The sequence below is a fragment of the Pseudomonas sp. NFACC13-1 genome (genome assembly GCF_900104425.1).
In the GTDB taxonomy this organism is placed as follows: Bacteria; Pseudomonadota; Gammaproteobacteria; order Pseudomonadales; family Pseudomonadaceae; genus Aquipseudomonas; species Aquipseudomonas fluorescens_AA.
This window is the reverse complement of the sequence record NZ_FMXV01000025.1, coordinates 73,059-94,847: the sequence shown is the minus strand read 5'-3', so window position 1 is coordinate 94,847 and position 21,789 is coordinate 73,059. Positions and strand designations below refer to the sequence as shown.

Sequence of the window (21,789 nt, the reverse complement as noted above, 5' to 3'; positions counted from 1 at the left end):
GATCGCCGCCCGGGCCAGGCTGTTGTGGATCGCCGGACGCTGGGTGGTGGGCAACGGAAAGATCGTGCGGCGGTTTTCCTGGTCGACCCAGGTGACCTGCTCGCCCTTGAGCTCCAGGCGATGGGCCAGGCCATGGCTCCAGCCGCGCCCGAGGCCGACGTCCAGGGCGACGGCGCTGGTGCGGTACAGCCGGGTGAAGACGAACGGCAAGCGCCCGTCGAGGGTGCCGTCGTCCAGGGTCAGCAGTTCTTCGCCGGTGACCATCGACACCGGGCAGCCGCTGGTCTGGGTCTGGGCCGCAGTGTCGGCGCTGTCGCCGTTGGGGTTTTTCGATTGGGCCGGGGCGTCGTCGTGGGGTTCGTGTTTTTTCAGCGTGGTGTTGCGCTGCGCATCCCAGCGCAGTTGCATACGGCCTTTTTTTATTCCCGCCGCGACGCCGCGCGCCGCCACGGTTTTGTAGCGGTCCACGTAGGCCATGAAGCCGTTGACCACCGCGAAGATCGCCTTGACGAAACGATGCATGGCGTTCAGCAGGGTTGCGCCGTGCCTGGCCAACCGCATCGACAGGTAGGCGATCCCGGCCCCCGCCCCGGTAAAGGTCAAGACCACGCCGATCAGCAAGTCGATCACGCACTGCACCACCACGGTCGAGAGTGCTTCGGCCGTTTCGCCGGCGACTTCGCTGGGCGGCAGCATCTCCAGCCAGAGGCTGGCGGTGCGCACCAACAGGCACAGCGCCGCTTCGTCGCTGGCCAGCAGTTGCAGCCTGGCCATCAGTTGCGGCGTTTTTTCAGCCAGGTCCTCCAACTGCCTGGCGCTTTCGCCCAACCGCTCTGCAAACCGACCAGGATCCTTGAGGATGTCCGACAGTAGGCTGATGCTGTCCCACACCCCCTCGATCACCGCCCAACTGCCGGCGAGCAACCCGTTCCCCACCGCAGCCGCCGATGTCGCCAAGGACTGCCGGGCCCATCGCGGCTTGAAGCCTTGCCACTCACCCCGTAGCCAGTCCGTCAGATCCCGAGTCAAGCCATCGTAGGAAGAAAACAGCTTTTCGATCTGTCCGGGAGACACCTCGCCCTGGACATGGACCCGATAGGACTGGCCCGCCTCCCCCTCGAAAGTCCCGAGCCCCTGGGCGTCCAGGGTCACCGGCGTGACCTTGCCGCTGTTCACCGCCACCACATCCACCACGATGTCGCCCAGCGGGATGTCGTACACCGACTCGAACTTGCTCTCGATCGTCATCACCCCACCCAGGGGGCACTGGACGACCGTGGAGAGGAAATCATCGTCACCACTGCTGACGACGGTGGTGCTGTCGCCGAAGCGGATCAGCCGTTCCATGCCCATCAGCGAGGGCAAGTCGGCCGCGTGGCTGGCCCGGTCCGCCGCCCGGCTGTACCAGCCCTCAAGTTGCTCGCGGTAGACCGCCAGGGTGTCCTTGAAACTATCGAGTTCCTGCTCGATACGGTTCACCTGCTCCATCAGGACAGGGCTCGCTCAAGGGCCGGCAGGAAAAAACGGTCGAACATGGGCAGCGTCTCGCAGCACTCGGGGAGCGCGAGACTGTGCCGGGGATGACGGGGGAATTAAGTCAGGGGAACGGGACAAAGGATGTAGGGCGATTCGCTAAATCCGCCCGACTTCGTCACGAATAGCCTGTGGATAACGCTAGCGGTCGCGAGCTTCGAGTGCCTTGAGCTTGACCTCGGCCAACGGATGCCCGGCTTTCGCCGCCAGGGTCCACCAACGGGCCGCTTCGACCGGGTCCGGCGCCTTGCTGGTTGTACCGGCCAGGCTGATCACGCCGACCTGGTAGGCCGCCTTGCCATCACCCGCCAGTGCCGCCAGCCGCAGCAGGCGAACCCCTTCTTCACGGGCACCCAGCCCTTGGCCGCGAAACGTGAGGATATGCCCATAGAAACTTTGCGCACCGACGTCGCCCAGGTTCGCCATGCGCGAGAATTGGCCCTCGAGCCAGGCCCAGCCACGCGCCTGGCGGACGAACCAGGACCAGTGAAACAACCGGCGCGCCAGCCAATAACCGATCCGCGCCTTGAGTCGCCAGAGCACTCAGGCCTCCGCCGACTCGGGGTATTCGTATTCAAACACCCGGACCACTTCCGAAGCGTGCCAGGAGGCGGCGGCCACCCCATCGGAAGGCCCGGAAAAACGGCCCAGGCGCTCAACGCATTCGAAGAACCCCGTGCGCGGCAACCGGCTCGCACCTTGGCTGATCACCAGGGAACTGCGCAGCGGCTGTTCTGCCCGGGCGTCCAGCGCCGCCAGGTGTTCAAGGGCCGCGGTCAAGGTCTGCATGGCAGGACTGGGGAGCTGCAGGCGCTCCAGCAAGGCGCGATAAGTCAATAAATGGCGCTGGCGACGCGCCTGGTCCAATTCACCCAACAACCCATCCCAATGCTGCCGACTGATGCGTACGCTCACGATTCTTCCCTCCAACCCGGCACCGTCAACTCCCAGGCCAGACTGCGCCGAATCGCGGCATCGGGCTGTCGCTCGCCGCTCTCGATCAAGGCCAGATAAGACGGGCTGATACCTACCGTGCGGGCCAGCGCCTCGATGGCGATGCCCTTCCCTTCGCGCAAACTGCGTAACTGATCCAGGCCAGGGAGAACCTGGCCGGGTGCCGCCGCGTGACGGACTGTCGCTTCGCGCGGCGGAGCTTGATCGATGCCTGCTGCCTTCAACAACGCTTGGTACTGATCCCACGGCAAAACCGCGTACTCGGGCTCTCCATCACGTGTGATTATTTGAATATCCATGTCTACCCCGTAGGACAACAACACTTAGCGAGTCAGCCTTTTTCCTTGGAAGTGTAATCCTAAATGCTGGCTAAGGTCGCGGGGTGATGAATTCTCTGGGGATCAGGGCTTTTTCTGCCCTTGGAGCTGGAGTTGTTCCGGGGTATCGGGAAGCCTTTCGACTTGAGCCAGTTTCTCGGGAGACTGCCGATAACGCCAGGCGCGGAATGCCTCGAGTTCGACGTCGAGGGTTTTCATGACCCATGCCAGCACTGCGATATCGTCGAACATGCCAAACATCGGCAAGATATCCGGAATCGCGTCCAGGGGACTGAGGAAATACATGAGCCCCGCCACCACCGACAGCATCGACTTGGCGCTGACCGCACGGTATTCGCCCCGCCAGTAAGCCAGGCACAAGGCCTGCAACAGGCGCAGGTCCTCCTTGAGCTTGCCCAGCCGTCCGCCCTCCCGGGCACCTTTGCTGGCGACGGCAAAGAGCAACGTCGGTAATCGACCGCGGGCCAGCAGGCGGCCTGCCAAGGGCAGAAATCGCGCAAAATTCCACGGGGCCTTCATTTTTTCTCCCACTGAAATGTTATCCACACAAATTGTGGATAACCTTGTGAACAGAGCTGCATTTCACCGCTGAAGCCCCCGTTTCATAAGGCCCCGGCTTAGATCGGGCGTTTTTTACTCACATAAAAAAACCCAATATTTCATTGACTTGACCGGCTGACTGCGTCTAGCACAGCGCCTGTATTGCCTATGACTGTAGCCTGCCCCGTGCGTTCGGTTTTTTTGCCATTCGCCGAAGCCCAGATGCGACAACGCCCCGCATGAGCGAGGCGTTGTCGTTATAGCAGACGCGATTACTTGGCTGCGTCTTCTTTTGCCGGATCCTTGATCGCCAGCAGTTCCAGGTCGAACACCAGGACCGAGTTGGCCGGGATCGCCGGGCTCGGGCTCTGGGCGCCGTAGGCCAGGTCGCTCGGGATGTACAGCTTGTACTTCTCGCCGACGTGCATCAGTTGCAGGCCTTCGACCCAACCCGGAATCACGCCGCTGACCGGCAGGTCAATCGGGCTGCCACGCTCGACGGAGCTGTCGAACACGGTGCCGTTGGTCAGCTTGCCGGTGTAGTGAACGGTCACTACGTCGGTCGGCTTAGGCTGTGGGCCATCGGCTTTCTTGACCACTTCGTACTGCAGGCCGGAAGCGGTGGTGGTAACACCGGCTTTCTTGCCGTTTTCCTCGAGGAATTTCTTGCCAGCGGCTGCCGACTCTTCGCTCATCTTGGCCATGCGCTCTTCGGCACGCTTTTGCAGCGCGGCAAAGGCTTCGACCAGTTCTTCGTCTTTCAGCTTCTGTTCTTTCTTGCCGACGGCATCTTCGATGCCCTGGGCGACCGCTTTGGAGTCCAGGTCATCCATGCCTTCCTGAGCCAGGCTCTTGCCCATGTTCAGGCCAATACCGTAGGAAGCTTTCTGCGCCGGGGTTTTCAGCTCTACGCTGGTCTGCGAGTCGCAACCCGCGAGTACCAGGCCAACCAGGGCCACCGCCGCCGCCAACCGATGCTGTTTCATGCTATTTCCTTGTTCATGCGCCTAAAGGGCAATCGAATAAAGCCGCGAGCTTATCAGGCGGCCACGACCAATGGCTACCGGCATGTGAGCCGCAAAGAGATGATAAGTTCAGGACCGCAAACGCTTTTTAATCTTGGGCAAATGAAGCCTCTGTCATCCGTTACGTACAGGGACACATTGCCCCTCTCCCACAGGCCAAGGGTAATGGCCACTTGCCCGCCGCGCAGCACTGAGGCATAAGGGCTTATCAAAAAAACAAGGACGTTACCGTGCGCCTTCTCTCTCGCGTTTTCTTGCTGCTCCTCGCGCTGCTGATCGTCACCGTTGCCGTGGTGCTTTATTACGTCGCCAATCCTCGCTTGCCGTTCTACACGCCCGTCGAACAGGTGCACTATCTGGATCAATGGAGCGCCGCCGAACGCCAGACGTATTACTTCACACCCCAGGGCACCCAGGTCAAAGGCCTGCGCTACGACTGGTTCACCGCCCTCGAGTTGCCTTTTTCGCAACAACGCTTCGCTTCGCCGGAGTACCTGGCGCGCTTCGGCTTCCTGATCGATCCGGCGCAGAAAGCCTCGCCTGAAAACCCCGGCAACTTGCCAGTAGGGTTCGCCCGACACCAGAACCCGGGCAGCACCGAGCAGTTCCTGGATATCACCTGCGCGGCGTGTCATACCGGCGAATTGCACTTCAAGGGCCAAGCCATACGCATCGACGGCGGCTCGGCCCAGCACGTACTGCCTTCTAGTGTTCCTACGCTACGTGGGGGCAGTTTCGGACAGGCATTGGTCGCCAGTCTGGCGTCTACCTACTACAACCCTTGGAAATTCGAACGCTTCGCCCGCCAGGTACTGGGCAAGGACTACGACGCCCGCCACGAAGCGCTGCGCAAGGCCTTCAAGACTTCCCTGGACACGTTCCTGCGGGTGGCCTGGAATGATACCCACCGCGGCCTCTACCCCACCGAAGAAGGCCCCGGGCGTACCGACGCCTTCGGTCGCATCGCCAATGCCAGCTTCGGCGACGCCATTTCGGCGGAAAACTACCGGATCGCCAACGCTCCAGTGGATTACCCGCAGTTGTGGGAAATATGGACCTTCGACTGGGTGCAATGGAACGGATCGGCCCAGCAACCGATGGCCCGCAACGTCGGTGAAGCGCTGGGGGTCGGTGCCACGCTGAACTTCTTCGACGCCCAGGGCAAACCGCTGCAGGGCGATGCGCGATACCCTTCCAGCGTGCGCGTGCGCGACTTGAACAAGATCGAAGAAACCCTGCAACTGCTCAAGCCGCCCGTGTGGCCGGAAGCATTGCTGGGCGCGATCGATAAACCCTTGGCCGCCAAGGGCCGGGCCCTGTTCACCGAAAACTGCGCCGGCTGCCATGTGCCCAAGGTGGTCCAGGGGCCTGACAGGCCGGTGCAGCAATTGCACATGCTGCCTGTGCAGGTGATCGGCACCGACCCGGGCACCGCCAATAACATCGCCGACCACCGCTTCGACCTGACCAGCCTGCAGTGGGACCCGGCCGAACTGGCGAAGTTGGACGTGCAACTGCACCCGACCCCGACGGAGCCGCTGGACCTGAGTCAGCTTTCGGTCGCCAAAGGCCTGGCCTACGTCACCGCCTTCGTCGAAAACCGCGCCTACCGCGACGCCGGTGTCACCCCCGTCGAACGCCCGGCCCTGGACGGTTTCGGCCTGCCCATTGGCGTGCGTGAACTGCGCGCCTACAAGGCCCGGCCACTGGCGGGTGTCTGGGCCACCCCACCGTTCCTGCACAACGGCTCGGTGCCGACGATCTATCAGTTGCTGTCGCCCCAGGACGAGCGGGCGACCACGTTCTATAAGGGCAACTTCGAATACGACCCACGCCACCTGGGCTATCGCACCGAAGCGTTCACCAACGGCTTTATCTTCGACACCCGGATTACCGGCAATCACAACAGCGGCCATGAGTTCCGCGCCGGCGAACGCGGTAACGGCGTCATTGGCCGCTTGCTGCAACCGCAGGAGCGCTGGGCCTTGCTGGAGTATTTGAAAGTGCTGGGCGGGCCACTGGAGTCGCAGCTGTAATGATGAACCTCACCGGTAAAAGGATGTTGGCATGTTGATCACCCTCTGGCTGCGCCTCGGCGCCTTTTTGGGCAAGACGCTCTTGTGGCTGCTGGGTATCGGGTTGCTCGGCTGGGCCCTGTCCACGGCCTGGTTTGCCTGGCAGCACAAGGGACCGGTCCCGGACAAGGAACAGATCGCACCCGGCGAAGCTGCCATGACCCAGGACATCATCCAGACCGCGATCCGCATCGTCGATCAGCACCGCGAAGGCACGCGTTACCTGCGCGACGCCCATGCCAAGGCCCACGGTTGCGTCATGGCCGAAGTCCAGGTGCCGAGCGACCTGCCGGCGCCGTTGCGCCAAGGCGTGTTTGCCGAACCGGGCAAGACTTGGCAGGCCACGATACGCCTGTCCAACGGCAACGCTTATCCGCAATTCGACAGCCTGCGCGATGCACGGGGGATGGCGATCAAGCTGCTGAACGTACCGGGCAAACAACTGCTTGTTGATCGGCAATCACAGGGCGAGCAGGATTTCGTGATGTTCAATCATCCGAACTTCTTTGTCAGTGATGTCGCCGAGTACCGTCAGAATGTGGCCGCCCAGGCTGACGGGAAGAAGGCGATGGCGTTCTTTCCGAGCCTGGATCCGCGCACGTGGCAGGTTCGTCATCTGTTCATTGCCTTGGCGACCCTCTCGCCGGCTCCGGCCAGTCCGACCCAGACCACTTATTTCTCGGTATCGCCTTACAAATTCGGCGAAGCCAATGCCAAGTTTCGCGTCGCGCCGGACCCGGATAGCTGCCCAAGCTATACCCTGCCCCCTCAGAACCAGGACCTGCCGAACTTTCTGCGTAGCGCGTTGAATCAGCAGTTATCCACAGACCGCGTGCCAGCGTGTTTCGTCCTGCAGATCCAACGGCAGGATCCGAGCAAGTACATGCCGATCGAAGACACCAGTATTGAATGGCAGGAAAGTGATGCACCGTTCGAGACCGTGGCGCACATCAAGGTGCCGGCCCAGGATTTCGACACGCCCAAGCTGAACCTGGCTTGCGACAACCAGTCGTTCAACCCGTGGTTCGGCATCGAGGCACACCGCCCCCTCGGCGGCATCAATCGCCTGCGCAAGGCGGTGTATGAGGCGGTCAGCGATTACCGCCACAGCCGCAATGCCGAGCAGTAGCAACGGCCAAATGACAGGCAACAAAAAGCCCGCTCATTGAGCGGGCTTTTTGTGGTGACCTGGCGTTCAGCGGGCCAGGAAACCGAAGATGGCGCAGCGGACGGGACTCGAACCCGCGACCCCCGGCGTGACAGGCCGGTATTCTAACCGACTGAACTACCGCTGCGCGTAACATTGAAAGCTTGGTGGGTGATGACGGGATCGAACCGCCGACATTCTGCTTGTAAGGCAGACGCTCTCCCAGCTGAGCTAATCACCCTTCACTTTCGATGCGGGGCGCATTCTCTCACAGTTTTTAGTAACGTGCTGATTTAATTGGAAAATTCAGCAAAAAACATGATCGACACACACCGCGGTAACTGCAAACAGCAAAAAGCCCGCATTAGCGGGCTTTCCGTGGTGACCTGGCGTTCAGTGTTCCAGGTAACCGAATATGGCGCAGCGGACGGGACTCGAACCCGCGACCCCCGGCGTGACAGGCCGGTATTCTAACCGACTGAACTACCGCTGCGCGTAACACGTTGAACGAATGGTGGGTGATGACGGGATCGAACCGCCGACATTCTGCTTGTAAGGCAGACGCTCTCCCAGCTGAGCTAATCACCCTTCGCTTTCGGTGTGGCGCGCATTCTACGGAGCACTCTTTAAGCTGGCAAGCACTTTTTAAATTAATTTTTTCAGGCCTTCCAAAGGCTTAGCGAAGGGTTGGCCTATGGCGCCGCGAAGAGAATAATGCCCCCCTTTGTATAAAGGAGAGACTCACCCCATGTGGTTCAAAAACCTGCTTATCTATCGCCTGACCCAAGATCTGCCTTTTGATGCCGAGGCGTTGGAAACTGCACTGGCCAGCAAACTGGCGCGTCCATGTGCAAGCCAGGAGTTGACCACTTACGGTTTCGTCGCGCCGTTTGGCAAAGGCGAAGACGCGCCATTGGTGCATGTCAGCCAGGATTTCCTGCTGATCGCCGCGCGCAAGGAAGAACGCATCCTGCCGGGTAGCGTCGTGCGCGATGCCCTGAAGGAAAAGGTCGAAGAGATCGAAGCCGAGCAAATGCGCAAGGTCTATAAAAAGGAACGGGACCAGCTCAAGGATGAAATCATCCAGGCGTTCCTGCCCCGCGCCTTCATCCGTCGCTCGTCCACCTTCGCCGCCATCGCGCCGAAACAGGGCCTGATCCTGGTGAACTCGGCCAGCCCGAAACGCGCCGAAGACCTGCTGTCCACCCTGCGCGAAGTCATCGGCTCACTGCCAGTGCGCCCGCTGACGGTCAAGATGGCCCCGACCGCCACCATGACCGACTGGGTCAAGACCCAGAAAGCCGCGGACGATTTCTTCGTGCTGGATGAATGCGAACTGCGCGACACCCACGAAGATGGCGGCATCGTGCGCTGCAAGCGCCAGGACCTGACCAGCGACGAAATCCAGCTGCACTTGAACACCGGCAAGGTGGTGACGCAGCTGTCGCTGGCCTGGCAGGACAAACTGTCCTTCGTGCTCGACGACAAGATGGTGGTCAAGCGCCTGAAGTTCGAAGACCTGCTGCAGGACCAGGCGGAGCAGGACGGTGGCGACGAAGCCCTCGGCCAACTGGACGCCAGCTTCACGCTGATGATGTTGACGTTCGGCGAGTTCCTGCCGGCGCTGGTTGAAGCGTTGGGTGGGGAAGAGATGCCGCAGGGGATCTAAACCCGGCGGATAGCTACCTTGTGGGAGCGAGCTTGCTCGCGATAACGGTATGACAGCCACCGAGATGTTGACTGACACTCCGCCATCGCGAGCAAGCTCGCTCCCACATGAGTATTGGATGTTCTTAATAATAAGGATCAGGTCATGCGCGCACTGGCTGCATTGAGCCGCTTCGTCGGCAATACCTTCGCTTACTGGGTACTGATTTTCGCCGTCGTGGCATTTTTGCAGCCGGCCTGGTTCATCGGCCTGAAAAGCGCCATCGTGCCGCTGCTCGGCCTGGTGATGTTCGGCATGGGCCTGACCCTCAAGCTCGAAGACTTCGCCGAAGTCGCACGCCATCCCTGGCGCGTGGCCCTGGGCGTGGTCGCCCATTTCGTGATCATGCCCGGTGTGGCGTGGTTGCTCTGCCAGGTTTTCCATCTGCCGCCGGAAATTGCCGTCGGCGTGATTCTGGTGGGCTGCTGCCCAAGCGGCACCTCGTCGAATGTCATGACCTGGCTGGCCCGCGGCGACCTGGCACTGTCGGTGGCCATCGCTGCCGTCACCACCTTGCTCGCGCCGCTGCTGACCCCGGCGCTGATCTGGTTGCTGGCCTCGGCCTGGTTGCCGGTGTCATTCATGGAGCTGTTCTGGTCGATCCTGCAAGTGGTGCTGCTGCCGATCGTGCTGGGCGTGGTGGCACAGCGGTTGCTGGGGAACAAGGTGCGCCATGCCGTGGAGGTGTTGCCGTTGGTGTCGGTGGTGAGCATCGTCATCATCGTCACCGCCGTCGTCGCCGCCAGCCAGGCAAAAATTGCCGAATCGGGCCTGTTGATCATGGCCGTGGTGATGCTGCACAACAGCTTCGGTTTTTTGCTGGGCTACTTCACCGGGCATCTGTTCAAGCTGCCGCTGGCCCAGCGCAAATCCCTGGCACTGGAAGTGGGCATGCAAAACTCCGGCTTGGGCGCGGCCCTGGCCAGCGCGCATTTCTCGCCGCTGGCGGCGGTCCCCAGCGCGCTGTTCAGCGTCTGGCACAACATTTCCGGGGCTTTGCTCTCGACGTACTTCCGGCGCATGAGCGAAAAGCAAGACCGCGAAACTCTGGCCGCCCGGCAAACCGCTGACTAAGGCAAACTTGATCGAGTGGTCAATCATTGGCACTCTATCCATCCAGGGCGGGGACGACCCCGCCGCTCGATTGAGTCTTGAATCCGGGGACGACCCCATCCATCGATGAGGTGTCTGATGTCCTGGATCATTCTGTTTTTTGCCGGCCTGTTCGAAGTCGGCTGGGCTGTCGGCCTGAAGTACACCGACGGCTTCAGCCGCCCTCTCCCCACAGCTCTGACCATCGCCGCCATGGCGATCAGCCTCGGCCTGCTCGGCCTTGCCATGAAGGAGCTGCCGCTGGGTACCGCCTATGCGATCTGGACCGGGGTCGGTGCCGTGGGCACGGTGATCGCCGGGATCATTTTATTTGGTGAGTCGATGGCGCTGGTTCGCCTGGCCAGCGTGGCGTTGATCGTTGCGGGGTTGATCGGGCTCAAGGTCAGCGCCTGAATTTTCCTGCAGGAACCAAACCTCTGAGGGCAGCAAGGTCTGTAGGATTAAACCTGTGGGAGCAAAGCTTGCTCGCGATGGCGTCCTTGCGATCGCTATCGCGGGCAAGCCTTGCTCCCACAGTTCTAGCTCCCCACAGGTTTAATCCCCCAAACCTTCTGCCCCACAGTTTTTTGTTTAGCGGACGGTGCCGCGCAGGTCTCCCACCAACGCCTGCAAACTCGAAGGCGTTGCCGCCTCTACCGCGACCGCCGAACCCGCCACCAGCGTCACCCTCGACCAGAACCGGCGAAACAGCCCCTTGGCCGGGTCGCGGCTGAAGAAACTGCCCCACAGCCCCTGCAGCGCCAGGGGAATCACCGGCACCGGGGTTTCCTGGAGGATGCGTGTCAGTCCGCTTTTGAACTCATTGATCTCACCGTCAGCGGTCAATTTTCCTTCAGGGAAAATGCACACCAGCTCGCCGTCCTTCAGGTATTGGGCAATTCGCTTGAAGGCTTTTTCGTAGATCTGAATGTCTTCCTGGCGCCCGGCAATCGGGATGGTCCCAGCGGTGCGGAAGATGAAATTCAGCACTGGCAGGTTGTAGATCTTGTAGTACATCACGAAACGAATCGGCCGACGTACCGCACCACCGATCAGCAAGGCATCGACGAAAGACACGTGGTTGCAGACCAACAGCGCAGCCCCTTCATCCGGTATCGCCTCCAGGTTGCGATGCTCCACGCGGTACATGGAATGGCTCAGCAGCCAGATCATGAAACGCATGCTGAACTCGGGGACGATCTTGAAGATGTAGGCGTTGACGCCGATGTTGAGCAGCGACACCACCAGGAACAAATGCGGGATCGACAGCTTGGCCAGGCTTAACAAGACGATGGAGACAATCGCCGAAACCACCATGAACAACGCGTTGAGAATGTTGTTGGCGGCGATCACCCGTGCCCGTTCGTTCTCCACCGTGCGCGACTGGATCAGCGCGTACAGCGGCACGATATAGAAGCCACCGAACACACCCAGGCCAAGGATGTCGATCAACACCAGCCAGGCGTGACCGAAACCGAGCACTTCAAGCCAACCGTGCCCCTCGACGCTGTCGGGAATTCCACCGGAATGCCACCACAGCAGCAGACCGAACACGGTGAGCCCGAACGAGCCGAACGGCACCAGGCCGATCTCGACTTTGCGCCCGGAGAGCCTTTCGCAGAGCATCGACCCCAACGCGATGCCCACCGAGAACACCGTCAGGATCAAGGTCACCACGGTTTCGTCGCCGTGCATCCACTCCTTGGCGTAGGCCGGGATCTGCGTCAGGTAGATCGCCCCGACGAACCAGAACCAGGAGTTGCCGACAATCGAACGGGACACCGCCGGGGTTTGCCCCAAACCCAGCTTCAGGGTGGCCCAGGATTGGCTGAAGATGTTCCAGTTCAGGCGCATTTGCGGCGAGGCCGCCGCTGCGCGTGGAATGCCGCGGCTGGCCAGGTAACCGAGCACGGCCACGCCGATGATCGCGGTCGAGACGACGGGGGCGTAATGCGCCGAGGACATCATGATCCCGGCGCCAATGGTGCCAGCCAGGATCGCCAGGAAAGTCCCCATCTCCACCAGGCCGTTGCCACCGACCAACTCTTCTTCATGTAAGGCCTGGGGCAGGATCGAATACTTCACCGGACCGAACAGCGCCGAATGGGTGCCCATGGCGAACAACGCCAGCAGCATCAGCCACAGATGATCGAACATGAAGCCCACCGCGCCGACCGCCATGATGGCGATTTCGCCGAGCTTGATCAGGCGGATCAGCGCATCCTTGGCGAATTTTTCCCCAAACTGCCCCGCCAGCGCCGAGAACAGAAAGAACGGCAGGATAAACAGCAGCGCGCAGAGGTTGACCCAGATCGAGCGGTCCCCCTCGATGGTCAATTTGTAGAGGATGGCGAGAATCAGCGACTGCTTGAAAATGTTGTCGTTGAACGCGCCAAGGGACTGCGTGATGAAGAACGGCAGGAAACGCCGCGTGCGAAGCAAGGTGAACTGCGAAGGGTGACTCATCTTCCATGTTCCTGAGTGGCGTGGACGCTTATTGGAATGAACGTTTTTCGATCCAGGCCACACATTACCTGTCTTTAACGATTATTTCGCCAGCTCCGCAATGCACGGCGACACAAACAACTCACCGTGCCAGGCGCCCAGCAGCGTGCGTCGGGCGACGATCAGCCACAGCACAACCAGCATCGCCACCAGCACGCTGCCGAAGACGCTGAAGAATTCCAGTTTCAGCAGGTCTGCCAGTTTCAATGTGGTCAGCGCAAACACGCCCAAGGGGAAGGTAAAGCCCCACCAGCCAAGGTTGAACGGGATGCCGCCGCGTAGATAGCGGGCGGTGATCAGCAACGCCATCAACATCCACCAGAACCCAAAACCCCATAACGTGATACCGGCCACCAGCCCCAGCCCGGCGGCGATCTCGCCCACGCCAGACAGGCCATTGGCAGCAAAAATCAGGGGGGCATCATTGCCCAGCAACAACATGCCCAGAGCACCGGTGCCGATCGGGCCAAGGGCCAGCCAGCTCGAGGCGGCCATGCTTTCGTGCGGCAGTTTGTGCAGGGCCATGCGCAACAGCAGGATTGTCAGGATGCTGAACGCCACCGGCAGGGAAAAGGCCCAGAGCACGTAGCTGGTAACCAGCATGATCAGTTGCGAGTGAACGTCCGCCAGATGCGGCGCCAACAGCCCACCACTGGCGGCTGCGACTTCCGCGGCCACTACCGGCAACAGCCACACGGCGGTCATCTGGTCGATCCGGTGTTCCTGGCGGGTGAACATCAGGAAGGGAATCAGCACGCCGCACGCCAAGGACATCGCTACGTCAATCCACCACAGCACCTCGGCCACCGCCACCACACCCTCGCCCCAGCGCGGCAGCCCAAACAGTAAAAGGCCGTTGATGAGGGTCGCCAGCCCCATGGGAATGGTGCCGAAAAACATCGAGACCGTTGAATGACCGAAAATCCGTCGTGCTTCGTCGAAGAACAACACCCAGCGGGCTGTGTACATCAAGGCGAACACCACGAACAACAGCGTGTTGAACAACCACAATCCTTCGCCCAAGGCGTGCAGGCCTGGCATCGTCGTCGGCCATTGCGCCAAGGCCAGCGCCAGCACACCGGTGCCCATGACCACGGCAAACCAGTTAGGCGTGAATTGACGAATGGCCTCCAGCGGCCTGGGCAAATGGCTCAAGGGGCGCAAGCGGTTTTTTGCAGCACAGCATGTCATGGCGAACTCCTGTCCTCAGTTGAGGTGGAACCATGCTAGAGCCGAATCGAATATCTATATAACGGGCAATTTCTCTATCTGTTATCTACTTTACAGATAAAGGTCAGACACTGCCCTCAGTCTCGATCACCAGAATCCTCGCTTCGCCCAAGGGATTGGCCACATGCTCGGTGCCCACGGAGGCGTAGAAAATATCCCCGGCATCCAGCAAGGTCGCCTTTTCAACACCGTCTTCCCGATAGCACATCTGCACTTGCCCATCGAGCACCACGAAGACTTCCTGGCCGTCGTTGATGTGCCATTTGTAGGGCTGATCGGTCCAGTGCAGGCGCGTGGTGATGCCGTTCATGTTGGCGATATCCAGCGCCGCCCAGGCACGGTCACCGGTGAAGGATTTACTGCGGATGATTTTCAAGAGATCCGTCCGGAATGAAGACTGAGGTGCCAAGACTAACCCACTGCCTGCGGCACCTGCATGCCTGGTTTCAAGGCCGAACGCCATCGCTGAGCGGTTTGATCGACTGCCGCAACCCCCACAGCGCTGCGACGCACAACACGATCAACACGGCGCCATACCCATCGGTCGTCGGGATCAAGCCGAACACCCGCGTCAGGTTCCCCGCCAGCAGCGACGGCAGGCTGAAGGCCAGGTAACTGAGGACATAGAACGCCGACATCAGGCCGGCCCGTTCGTGGGGCAAGGCCAGCGGCATGAGACTGCGCAGCGCCCCCAGGAACCCGGCGCCGAAACCGCCACCAGTGACCAGCGTGCCGACGAAGAACAACGGCAAGCTGGCACCATGCACCGCCACCAGCACCAATGCCAGGCCGATCACCAACAGGCTCGCGGACGGACGCAATATTGTGTCGGCCTCCTGGTTGCGCAACAGGTAGATGGCTGATGCGCCGCTGAGGGTCAACACCGCCACCAGCGCGCCACCGATCAGATTGGAGGTCGATCCGGTAGCCGCCCGCACCAGCGACGGTGCCAGTGACAGGTAGAAACCGCCCACGGCCCAGGCCGCCAGATCCAATGGCAGGACCCGCCACAAGGCCCGCCGCGCCTGGAGTGGTACGTGCAAGGTCGGACGCAAGGACTGCCAGGCACCCGCTTGCGGGCTGACGCTTTCTTTCAGGCGCCAGAGGTAAACGGCCTGGGCCAGGAACAACCCCAGCAGCAGCCAGTAGGTCAGTTGCAACGGCAACGGTGCGAACTCGGCCAGCAGGCCACAGCCCAGCGCCCCGCACGCCATGCCCAACAGCGGCGCAACGCTGGTGATCAACGGACCTTGGCGACGGTCGAAGTCCAGCAAGGCAGCACCCAATACACTGGTGGCCATGCCAGTGGCGAACCCCTGGATCAACCGGGCACTGATCAACCAGACGACACTGTCGGCACTGATGAACAGCAGCATCGCCAGTATGTTGAGCAACAGCGCCACGAAAATCACCGGCTTGCGGCCCAGGTAATCCGACAGCGACCCCACGGTCAGCAAGGCCGCCAGCAGGCTGAAGGCGTACACGCCGAAAATCAGCGTCAGAACGGCTGGGGAAAACTGTAATTGTTCCTGATAGAGGTGATACAACGGCGTCGGCGCGCTGGACGCGGCGAGAAAACCGAGCAAGGCAAGCGCCAGGAAAATCAGGCTGGCGCGGGTCGAAGCTGGACGGGACATGAGCACGCTCCACAAGAACATTCGCAAAAGCTAATTTTTTGCTTTTGCGGAGTGTGCTACCGGTGTGCGCTTAAAGCAAATTCTTTGTGTTAAGGTCTGACACATGGCTATTAAAGAAGGTTTACGCCCCGGCGGCCGAAGCGCCCGGGTCCAGGAATCGATTCATTCGGCGGTCCGCGCCCTGCTGCAAGAGCAGGACCGCGCCACACTGACCGTGCCGCAAATCGCTGCGCGCGCCGGGGTCACGCCGTCCACTATCTACCGGCGCTGGGGCGATCTGCCGGCGCTGCTGGCCGACGTCGCCATCGCCCGCATGCGCCCCGACGGCGAACCGGCCGACACCGGCAGCTTGCGCGGCGACCTGCGCGCCTGGGCCGAGCAGTACCTGGACGAAATGAGTTCCGAGCCTGGTCGCAACATGATGCGTGACATCCAGGCCTGCGCCACCCCAGGGTATTGCGTAGGGATCATCAGCCGTCAGTTGCAGATCATCCTGGACCGCTATCCCGATGAGCCCAACCCGGGCGTCGAGTGGCTGATCAATGTGGTGGTGGCACCGACGGTTTTTCGCATTCTCTTTGCTACTGCACCGTTGGAGGCTGGGGAGTTGTATCGGTTGGTGGATATTGCGTTGGGTCAGTAACACCGTCATCGCGAGCAAGCTCGCTCCCACACTGAGTATTAGGCGAACATAAATTTCGTGTTCACAGCAGATCAAATGTGGGAGCGAGCTTGCTCGCGATGAGGCCCGCCCAGACACCTCATTACCCACCTGCGACACCCCACCACGCCTCGACCTTGGTCGACACTGACGAACCCGAGCGGGCATGCGAGACTGTCCTGCCGGGCTCAAGTCCCGGTGTCTTTGTTGGGGAGTTTCCATGTCGTTGTCCAGCGGGCTGATCGCCGTTGTCGCCCTGGCCTATATGGCCATCATGTTCGCCATCGCCTTCTACGGCGACCGACGCAGCACGCCGCTGCCGCCACGGGTGCGGGCCTGGGTCTATAGCCTGTCGCTGGCGGTGTATTGCACCAGTTGGACGTTCTTCGGCGCCGTGGGCCAGGCCGCCGAACAGCTCTGGTCATTCCTGCCGATCTACCTCGGGCCGATCCTGCTGCTGGTGCTGGCGCCGTGGGTCCTGCAGAAAATGGTGATGATCAGCAAACAGGAGAACATCACCTCCATCGCCGACTTCATCGCCGCCCGCTACGGCAAGTCCCAATCCCTGGCGGTGGTGGTCGCACTGATCTGCCTGGTGGGCGTGCTGCCGTACATTGCCTTGCAGCTCAAGGGCATCGTGCTCGGGGTGAACCTGTTGATCGGTGCCGGCGCCGACGCCATGGGCACCCGCGCCCAGGACACCGCGCTGATCGTCTCGCTGATCCTGGCGCTGTTCACGATCGTGTTCGGTACCCGCAACCTGGACGCTACCGAACACCACCGTGGCATGGTGCTGGCGATTGCCTTCGAATCCCTGGTCAAGCTGTTCGCCTTCCTGGCAGTGGGCGCCTTCGTGACCTTCGGCCTGTACGACGGTTTCGACGACCTGTTCAATCAGGCGATGCTCGCCCCACGCCTGGAGCAATACTGGAAAGAAACCATCAATTGGCCGTCCATGGTGGTGCAGACCGGGGTGGCGATGATGGCGATCATCTGCTTGCCGCGGCAGTTTCACGTGACCGTGGTGGAAAACATCGAGCCCCAGGACCTGCGCCTGGCCAAATGGGTATTCCCTGCCTACCTGGCCCTGGCCGCGCTGTTCGTGGTGCCCATCGCCCTCGCCGGGCAGATGATGCTGCCCAGTTCCGTGCTGCCGGACTCGTTCGTCATCAGCCTGCCGCTGGCCCAGGCCCATCCGGCCCTGGCGGTACTGGCGTTCATCGGCGGCGCCTCGGCGGCCACTGGCATGGTGATCGTGGCCAGCGTGGCGCTGTCGACCATGGTCTCCAACGACATGTTGTTGCCCTGGCTGTTGCGCCGCAACAACGCCGAACGCCCCTTCGAGGTGTTCCGCCAGTGGATGTTGTCGGTGCGCCGGGTCAGCATCGTGGTCATCCTGTTGCTGGCTTATGTCAGCTATCGGCTGCTGGGTTCGACGGCGAGCCTGGCGACCATCGGCCAGATCGCCTTCGCCGCCGTGACCCAACTGGCCCCGGCCATGCTCGGCGCGCTGTACTGGAAACAGGCCAACCGCCGCGGCGTGTTCGCCGGCCTCGCCACGGGGATCTTCCTGTGGTTCTACACCCTGGTGTTGCCGATTGCCGCCCACAGCCTGGGCTGGTCGCTCAGCAGTTTCCCGGGGCTGGCCTGGTTGCACGGCAATCCCTTGAACCTGCCGATCACGCCGCTGACCCAAGGGGTGGTCCTGTCCCTGGCCGGCAACTTCACGCTGTTCGCCTGGGTGTCGGTGCTGTCGCGCACACGCGTCTCGGAACACTGGCAGGCCGGGCGCTTCATCGGCCAGGAAATCAGCGCCCGCCCCAACCCCCGCTCGATGCTGGCGGTGCACATTGAAGACCTGTTGCAACTGGCCGCACGTTTCGTCGGCGAAGAGCGGGCGCGGCAAAGCTTCATTCGCTTCGCCTACCGCCAGGGCAAAGGCTTCAACCCGAACCAGAACGCCGACAGCGAATGGATCGCCCACACCGAACGCCTGCTGGCCGGTGTACTCGGCGCCTCTTCGACACGTGCGGTCGTGAAAGCCGCCATCGAAGGTCGGGAGATGCAGCTCGAAGACGTGGTCCGGATCGCGGACGAAGCGTCGGAAGTGCTGCAGTTCAACCGCGCCCTGTTGCAAGGCGCCATCGAGAACATCAGCCAGGGCATCAGCGTGGTCGACCAGTCCCTCAGACTGGTGGCATGGAACCGCCGCTACCTGGAGCTGTTCAAGTACCCGGACGGCTTGATCAGTGTCGGCCGGCCCATTGCCGACATCATCCGCTACAACGCCGAACGAGGCCTCTGCGGGCCGGGCGAGGCGGAAGTCCATGTCGCCAGGCGCCTGCACTGGATGCGCCAGGGCCGAGCCCATACCTCTGAACGGCTGTTCCCCAACGGCCGGGTCATCGAGCTGATCGGCAACCCGATGCCCGGTGGCGGTTTCGTCATGAGTTTCACCGACATCACCGCCTTCCGTGAGGCCGCACAGGCGCTGACCGAAGCCAATGAAGGGCTGGAGCAACGAGTGGCGGAACGCACCCGGGAACTGTCGCAGTTGAACCTGGCCCTGACCGAAGCCAAGAGCACCGCCGAAGCGGCCTATCAATCCAAGACCCGGTTCCTGGCGGCGGTCAGCCACGACCTGATGCAACCGCTCAATGCCGCGCGCCTGTTCTCCGCCGCACTGTCCCATCAGCACGACGGTTTGCCGAGCGAGGCCCGGCAACTGGTGCAACACCTGGACAGTTCGCTGCGCTCGGCTGAAGACCTGATCACCGACTTGCTGGATATCTCCCGCCTGGAAAACGGCAAGATCAACCCCGACCGCAAGCCCTTCGCCCTCAACGACCTGCTCGATACCCTCGGCGCGGAGTTCACGGCGCTGGCCCAGGAACAAGGCTTGAAGTTCCGGGTTCGCGGCTCGAAGTTACGGGTGGACAGCGACATCAAGCTGCTGCGGCGCATTTTGCAAAACTTCCTGACCAACGCTTTCCGCTACGCCAAGGGCCCGGTGCTGCTGGGCGTACGTCGGCGCAACGGCGAGGTGTGCCTGGAAGTCTGGGACCGCGGGCCGGGCATCGCCGAGGACAAGCTGCAAGTCATTTTCGAAGAGTTCAAGCGCCTGGACAGCCACCAGACCCGCGCCGAAAAAGGCCTGGGCCTGGGCCTGGCCATCGCCGACGGCCTGTGCCGCGTGCTGGGCCATACCTTGCGCGTACGCTCCTGGCCGGGGCGCGGCAGCGTGTTCAGCGTCAGCGTGCCCTTGGCCCAGACACAGGCCGTCGTACCGGGCCCCGTGGCCGAACCCAACGGTCACTTGCCAAGCGGCGCGCAGGTGCTGTGCGTCGATAACGAAGACAGCATCCTGATCGGCATGAACAGCCTGCTGACGCGCTGGGGTTGCCAGGTGTGGACCGCGCGCAACCGCGAGGAATGCGAGCGTTGGCTGGCCCAGGGCGGCAGACCGCAACTGGCGCTGGTGGATTTTCATCTGGACGACGGCGAGACCGGCACCGAACTGATGGCCTGGTTGCGCAGGCGCATGGGGGAACCGGTGCCAGGGGTGGTGATCAGCGCCGATGGCCGCCCCGAGACGGTGGCCCTGGTGCATGCGGCGGGCCTGGATTACCTGGCCAAGCCGGTGAAGCCGGCGGCGTTGCGGGCGTTGTTGAGTCGGCATTTGCCGTTGTAGGTACAGGAGTTCTCCAGCCGGGCACTGCGCCTGTGGCGAGGGGATTTATCCCCGCTCGGCTGCGCAGCAGTCGTAAAGCGGCTTGCATGGTTCATCAGTTGCACCGCGGTGCCCAGGACTGGGGTTGCTACGCAACCCAGCGGGGATAAATCCCCTCGCCACAGGTTTTGCATCAAGCCTAAGGGTTTCATCAATCCTGGGTTTTTGCGGTTTCTTCCGGCAACTCAGGCAGCCCATCCGCATCCGTCATCGCCCGCTCGAGCAAATCGGCAGGCAAACTCTTACTCGCCCGGGCACCGAGCAGCTTGAGCTGTTCGCTGCGGCTGATCAGGTTGCCGCGCCCTTCTGTCAGTTTGTTGCGCGCCGCACTGTAGGCCTTGTCCAATTGCTGCAAGCGACTGCCGATCTCGTCCAGGTCCTGGATGAACAGGACGAACTTGTCATACAGCCACCCGGCCCGCTCGGCGATTTCCCGGGCGTTCTGGCTCTGGCGTTCCTGCTTCCACAAGCTATCGATCACCCGTAGCGTCGCCAGCAGCGTAGTCGGGCTGACAATCACGATGTTGCGGTCGAAGGCTTCCTGGAACAGGTTCGGCTCGGCTTGCAAGGCGGCGGAAAACGCCGCTTCGATTGGCACGAACAGCAACACGAAATCCAGGCTGTGCAAACCGTCCAGGCGCTTGTAGTCCTTGCCGGCCAAGCCTTTGACGTGGGCACGCAACGACACCACATGTTGCTTGAGGGCGAGTTGGCCGATGGCGTCATCTTCAGCGGCCACGTACTGCTGATAGGCCGTGAGGCTGACCTTGGAATCGACCACCACTTGCTTGTCGCCCGGCAGATAAATCAACACGTCCGGCTGGAAACGCTCGCCGTCCGGGCCCTTGAGGCTGACCTGGGTCTGATACTCGCGGCCCTTCTCGAGGCCGGCATGTTCAAGCACCCGCTCCAGGATCAGTTCGCCCCAGTTACCCTGGGTCTTCTGGCCCTTGAGCGCCCGGGTGAGGTTGGTGGCTTCGTCGCTCAGGCGCAGGTTCAGTTGTTGCAAGCGCTCCAGTTCCTTGCCCAGGGAGAAACGTTCCCGGGCCTCGGCCTGGTAACTTTCTTCAACGCGTTTTTCGAAGGACTGGATGCGTTCCTTCAGCGGATCGAGCAACTGGCCCAGGCGTTGCTGGCTGGTTTCGGCGAAACGCTGTTCCCGTTCGTCGAAGATCTTCCCGGCAAGCTCGGCGAACTGCGCCCGCAGCTCGTCTCGCGAGCCTTGCAGGTCATCCAGGCGTTGCTGATGGCTCTCCTGCTGCTCGCGCAGTTCGGCCTGCAACGACGCCGCCTGGGCATCGAGCCGGCGCAGCTCGGCTTCCTTGTTGGCACGTTCGAGGTTCCAGGCGTGGGCCGCATCCCGGGCATTGTCGCGCTCGATCTGCAGCAATTCGACCTCACGGCAGGCCGCGGCAAGCTCGGCCTGCTTGGCGGCGTTGGCCTGGGTCAGATCGCTGATTTCGTCGCGGCAGGCATCGAGCTGGGCATTGAGTCCATCATGGGCCATGTGGGCCGTGGCCAGGCGCTCCTCCAGCAGGGCCAGTTCGGTCTGCGCGGCGGCGGCTTGGCGTTGCAGGTGCCAGGCCAGTGCCAGCAATGGCACCGCAGCGCCTG

At 61.8% G+C, this 21,789-nt stretch carries 18 protein-coding genes and 4 tRNA genes; 7 read left to right on the top strand and 15 right to left on the bottom strand.

The annotated features are described in order from the left end of the window. The 6 genes from BLQ55_RS24885 to BLQ55_RS24860 form a co-directional block, all read right to left on the bottom strand. Positions 1–1,488 (bottom strand): DUF6531 domain-containing protein (locus tag BLQ55_RS24885; protein WP_256326647.1); only part of this gene is annotated, 1,488 nt, incomplete at its 3' end. 186 nt (positions 1,489–1,674) lie between these two features. Next, the gene (locus BLQ55_RS24880) at positions 1,675–2,076 is read right to left on the bottom strand and encodes an SEL1-like repeat protein (protein WP_092205589.1); all 402 of its coding nucleotides are present in this window, start codon (positions 2,074–2,076) and stop codon (positions 1,675–1,677) included. Then, complete coding sequence (locus BLQ55_RS24875) at positions 2,077–2,448, bottom strand: hypothetical protein (protein WP_003179080.1); 372 nt, start codon at positions 2,446–2,448, stop codon at positions 2,077–2,079. It lies immediately after the preceding gene. Further along, positions 2,445–2,786 (bottom strand): helix-turn-helix domain-containing protein, encoded by a 342-nt coding sequence (locus BLQ55_RS24870; RefSeq protein WP_053124879.1) that lies wholly within the window; start codon positions 2,784–2,786, stop codon positions 2,445–2,447. The genes BLQ55_RS24875 and BLQ55_RS24870 overlap by 4 nt, the downstream gene beginning before the upstream one ends. Positions 2,787–2,888: 102 nt before the next feature. After that, entirely contained in the window at positions 2,889–3,344 is a 456-nt protein-coding gene (locus tag BLQ55_RS24865; protein ID WP_072406553.1) for a YkvA family protein, read from the bottom strand. A gap of 293 nt (positions 3,345–3,637) precedes the next feature. After that, positions 3,638–4,351 (bottom strand): BamJ family beta-barrel-assembly machinery protein, encoded by a 714-nt coding sequence (locus BLQ55_RS24860; protein WP_003204577.1) that lies wholly within the window; start codon positions 4,349–4,351, stop codon positions 3,638–3,640. Positions 4,352–4,620: 269 nt separating this feature from the next. On the opposite strand from BLQ55_RS24860, the gene BLQ55_RS24855 reads away from it, so the two are divergent. Together BLQ55_RS24855 and BLQ55_RS24850 are read left to right on the top strand one after the other, a co-directional pair. Further along, entirely contained in the window at positions 4,621–6,426 is a 1,806-nt protein-coding gene (locus BLQ55_RS24855; protein ID WP_092257803.1) for a di-heme-cytochrome C peroxidase, read from the top strand. Between the two features lie 31 nt (positions 6,427–6,457). Further along, on the top strand, positions 6,458–7,594 hold the full coding sequence (locus BLQ55_RS24850; protein WP_092257800.1) for a catalase family protein: 1,137 nt from the start codon (positions 6,458–6,460) through the stop codon (positions 7,592–7,594). Positions 7,595–7,683: 89 nt separating this feature from the next. Here BLQ55_RS24850 and BLQ55_RS24845 read toward each other — a convergent pair. From BLQ55_RS24845 to BLQ55_RS24830, 4 genes are all read right to left on the bottom strand, one after another. Continuing rightward, positions 7,684–7,760: transfer RNA gene (locus tag BLQ55_RS24845), tRNA-Asp, on the bottom strand. 17 nt (positions 7,761–7,777) lie between these two features. After that, positions 7,778–7,853, bottom strand: a tRNA-Val gene (locus BLQ55_RS24840). Positions 7,854–8,028: 175 nt separating this feature from the next. After that, positions 8,029–8,105, bottom strand: a tRNA-Asp gene (locus BLQ55_RS24835). Positions 8,106–8,124: 19 nt separating this feature from the next. Beyond that, positions 8,125–8,200, bottom strand: a tRNA-Val gene (locus BLQ55_RS24830). A gap of 160 nt (positions 8,201–8,360) precedes the next feature. Between BLQ55_RS24830 and rdgC the strand changes: the two genes are divergently transcribed. From rdgC to sugE, 3 genes are all read left to right on the top strand, one after another. Beyond that, entirely contained in the window at positions 8,361–9,281 is a 921-nt protein-coding gene (gene rdgC / locus BLQ55_RS24825; RefSeq protein ID WP_092204091.1) for a recombination-associated protein RdgC, read from the top strand. A gap of 144 nt (positions 9,282–9,425) precedes the next feature. Beyond that, the gene (locus BLQ55_RS24820; protein WP_092257797.1) at positions 9,426–10,394 is read left to right on the top strand and encodes a bile acid:sodium symporter family protein; all 969 of its coding nucleotides are present in this window, start codon (positions 9,426–9,428) and stop codon (positions 10,392–10,394) included. A gap of 117 nt (positions 10,395–10,511) precedes the next feature. Beyond that, the gene (gene sugE / locus BLQ55_RS24815; protein WP_003204587.1) at positions 10,512–10,826 is read left to right on the top strand and encodes a quaternary ammonium compound efflux SMR transporter SugE; all 315 of its coding nucleotides are present in this window, start codon (positions 10,512–10,514) and stop codon (positions 10,824–10,826) included. Between the two features lie 177 nt (positions 10,827–11,003). On the opposite strand, the gene BLQ55_RS24810 is transcribed toward sugE, so the two are convergent. The 4 genes from BLQ55_RS24810 to BLQ55_RS24795 all read right to left on the bottom strand — a co-directional run bounded on the left by BLQ55_RS24810 (position 11,004) and on the right by BLQ55_RS24795 (position 15,784). Next, positions 11,004–12,878 carry an MFS transporter gene (locus tag BLQ55_RS24810; RefSeq protein ID WP_092257795.1) on the bottom strand — a complete coding sequence of 625 codons (1,875 nt, stop codon included), beginning with the start codon at positions 12,876–12,878 and terminating at the stop codon, positions 11,004–11,006. Between the two features lie 81 nt (positions 12,879–12,959). Further along, positions 12,960–14,108, bottom strand: a complete 1,149-nt coding sequence (locus tag BLQ55_RS24805; protein ID WP_092257793.1) for a TDT family transporter — start codon at positions 14,106–14,108, stop codon at positions 12,960–12,962. 103 nt (positions 14,109–14,211) lie between these two features. Beyond that, positions 14,212–14,523 (bottom strand): cupin domain-containing protein, encoded by a 312-nt coding sequence (locus BLQ55_RS24800; RefSeq protein WP_092257791.1) that lies wholly within the window; start codon positions 14,521–14,523, stop codon positions 14,212–14,214. A 70-nt stretch (positions 14,524–14,593) separates the two neighbouring features. Further along, positions 14,594–15,784 (bottom strand): MFS transporter, encoded by a 1,191-nt coding sequence (locus BLQ55_RS24795; RefSeq protein WP_092204086.1) that lies wholly within the window; start codon positions 15,782–15,784, stop codon positions 14,594–14,596. Positions 15,785–15,887: 103 nt separating this feature from the next. Between BLQ55_RS24795 and BLQ55_RS24790 the strand changes: the two genes are divergently transcribed. After that, positions 15,888–16,427 carry a TetR/AcrR family transcriptional regulator gene (locus BLQ55_RS24790; protein WP_092257789.1) on the top strand — a complete coding sequence of 180 codons (540 nt, stop codon included), beginning with the start codon at positions 15,888–15,890 and terminating at the stop codon, positions 16,425–16,427. A gap of 238 nt (positions 16,428–16,665) precedes the next feature. Beyond that, positions 16,666–20,136: a hybrid sensor histidine kinase/response regulator gene (locus tag BLQ55_RS24785; RefSeq protein ID WP_092257787.1), complete on the top strand. Its 3,471-nt coding sequence runs from the start codon at positions 16,666–16,668 to the stop codon at positions 20,134–20,136. Positions 20,137–20,326: 190 nt separating this feature from the next. On the opposite strand, the gene rmuC is transcribed toward BLQ55_RS24785, so the two are convergent. Beyond that, complete coding sequence (gene rmuC / locus BLQ55_RS24780) at positions 20,327–21,712, bottom strand: DNA recombination protein RmuC (protein WP_176814250.1); 1,386 nt, start codon at positions 21,710–21,712, stop codon at positions 20,327–20,329. Between the last annotated feature and the right edge of the window lie 77 nt (positions 21,713–21,789).